The sequence below is a fragment of the Ideonella sp. P3_A4 genome (assembly GCF_056403075.1).
Map to the genome: position 1 here is coordinate 1 of NZ_JBFUGE010000812.1, position 2329 is coordinate 2329.

The 2329-nt window shown below is 67.2% G+C and carries 4 protein-coding genes and 1 pseudogene; 2 read left to right on the forward strand and 3 right to left on the reverse strand.

Annotated elements, in window-relative coordinates:
• The coding region (locus AC1DYI_RS33055; RefSeq protein WP_477208343.1) for a carboxymuconolactone decarboxylase family protein at positions 1 to 299 on the reverse strand (299 nt) is incomplete at its 3' end.
• 128 nt (positions 300 to 427) lie between these two features.
• Between AC1DYI_RS33055 and AC1DYI_RS33060 the strand changes: the two genes are divergently transcribed.
• Positions 428 to 1285, forward strand: a complete 858-nt coding sequence (locus tag AC1DYI_RS33060; protein WP_477208344.1) for an AraC family transcriptional regulator — start codon at positions 428 to 430, stop codon at positions 1283 to 1285.
• A gap of 19 nt (positions 1286 to 1304) precedes the next feature.
• On the opposite strand, the gene AC1DYI_RS33065 is transcribed toward AC1DYI_RS33060, so the two are convergent.
• Positions 1305 to 1517, reverse strand: coding sequence for a hypothetical protein (locus AC1DYI_RS33065; RefSeq protein WP_477208345.1), 213 nt, complete (start codon positions 1515 to 1517; stop codon positions 1305 to 1307).
• Positions 1518 to 1655: 138 nt separating this feature from the next.
• Positions 1656 to 2024 (reverse strand): VOC family protein, encoded by a 369-nt coding sequence (locus tag AC1DYI_RS33070; protein ID WP_477208346.1) that lies wholly within the window; start codon positions 2022 to 2024, stop codon positions 1656 to 1658.
• 92 nt (positions 2025 to 2116) lie between these two features.
• Here AC1DYI_RS33070 and AC1DYI_RS33075 point away from each other — a divergent pair.
• A pseudogene (locus AC1DYI_RS33075) lies at positions 2117 to 2329 on the forward strand (hypothetical protein); the annotation flags it as partial.

A 2329-nucleotide genomic window follows, 5' to 3' on the forward strand; every position in this document is an offset into this window, starting at 1 on the left:
GCGCTCATCTCGTCGGCCGAGGCGCCAGCCTTGCGGCCCAGCGCGGTATGCGCGGCCAGGCAGTACTCGCAGGCATTGCGATCGGCCACCGCCACGGCAATCTGCTCGCCCAGCTTGGCCGGGATCACACCGCTGCCGAGCGCGCCGAACGCGGCCCACATGCTCTTCAGCGCGGCCGGCGAATTGGCCACTGCACGGAACATCGCCGGCGTGCTGCCGAAGGCGGATTGGATTGGCGCGAGCAGCGCGCGGCGATCGGAGCTGGTGGTGGCGGCATCGATGAGTTGAACGCGGGACATGGGGTCTACCTTTGTTGAGAGGTTGGAAGGTGCCAGGGACATCGCCCCAGGCACAGCGCCAGTGTCCCGGCGAGATTGGTACGATAGAGTTCATTTCATCCACGATTCGTACCCAATCGTCCAAATCCATGCCGCCACCGGTCGACCGCCTGTCTGCGCTGCTCGAGCACTTTCGCGTGCGGGCACACCTGTTCCACGCCGGCCCGCTGTGCGGCACCACGCACTTCGCGGCACAGCCCGGGCGCGGTTTCCTGCACGTGCTCAAGCGCGGCGAGATGGCCGTCACCCACCGCACATCGAGTGGCCGGCGCAAGCGCGTGCAGGTGCGTGAACCCAGCCTGTTGTTCTACCCGCGGCCCTGGGCCCACGACTTTCACAACGCGCCGTCGGATGGCTCCGATTTCGCCTGCGCGACGCTCGAGTTCGAGGGCGGCGAGGCCAACCCCTTGGTCCAGGCGCTGCCGCCGGTCGTGCTGCTGCCACTGACGGCAGTGGCGGGCCTGGAGYCGGCGCTGGGCCTGCTGTTCGCCGAGACCGAGCGGCTGCGCTGCGGCTCACGCCTGCTGGCCGACCGCATGTTCGAAGTGGTGTTGATCCAGCTGCTGCGCTGGCTGGTAGACCACCCGGAAGCGGCGGGGGCGCCGTCCGGCTTGATCAACGGTTTGTCCGAGCCACGCCTGGCCCGGCTGCTGGTCGCCCTGCATGAGCGACCGGGTGATGCGTGGAGCCTGGCGGCGATGGCCGAATGCGCGGGCATGTCGCGCAGCGCCTTCGCGGCGCATTTCAAGGCGCTTGTCGGCCAGACACCGGCCGACTACCTCGCACACTGGCGGCTGACGCTGGCTCAGAGCCAGCTGCGCCACGGCCGCGCGATCAAGGCCATTGCGGCCGAGTTGGGTTATGCCAATGCGTCGGCGCTGTCGCGCCTGTTCACGCAAAAGCTGGGGGCTTCACCGCGCCAGTGGCTGGCTGCCCAGTCTGAGTGAAGCACCGAACTCGATGGGATCAGGACCAACCGCGGTGCCAACCGTGATTCGGGTGGCGCCAGCCCCAACCGTAGCGGGCATGGAACTCCCAGTTCCAACCCGGGCCCGGGCTGGCGTAAGTGGGTGCGACGTAAACCGCCGCCGAGGTGTGGCGCGCCGGCGCGACCACGCAGCCCGACGTCAGGGCCAGCAAGACGCTGGCGACGAGGGCGAGAACACTGCTCTTCTTCATATGGCCTCCAAAGGGGACACAACCTCGAACTGAAGCGGCTGCGAGACAGTCGCTGCATGTTCAAGGTAGCTGTCCGCGAGGCTCGCCGACATCAGTGCATCTCGCGATCGAGGGTAGGCACGCTCCTACCCTGGCGGTTCACTTCATGCAGAAGAAATTGAGCTTGTTGCCGTCCAGATCGCGGCAGTAGCCGGCATAAAAGCCTTCGCCGCGCGGGCCGGCCGGGCCTTCGTCGGTCGCGCCGAGCGAGAGCGCCAGCTTGTACAAGGTGTCGACCTTGTCCTTGCTGTCGACCACCAGCGCGACCATCGTGCCGTTGCCGTGCGTCGCGGGCTGCTTGTCGAACGGCTTCATCACGCACAGGCTGGGCCGGGTCATGCTCACGCCCCAGGCGACCCCTTGGTCAGATCCCCACAGGCGCTTGGCCCCCATGGCCCCCAGCAGCTGGTCATAGAACTCGACTGCCCTGGGCAGGTCGTTGGTGCCGAGGGTCACGTATCCGATCATGAAAAGCCTCCTTTTCGGGCGATGGCATCGAAGTTAGGGCCCTAGAGTTTAGGGCGCCGAACTTCGCGCAAGCTGGCACACTGCCGCCCCGCATGAACCTGAAGACCCGCCTCAACCTTGCCCTCGGCGCCTGCGCCGTGTCGGCCGTGCTGTTGGCCGGGCTGTACATGCGCGGCGAACTGCGTGAGCGGGCGCTGGCCGAAGTGCAGCGCGAAGCCGAGCTGCACATGGAAGCGGCCACCGCCTTGCGCAGCTACACCGCCGAGCATGTGCGGCCGCTGCTGAACACCGACCCGGCCCATTTC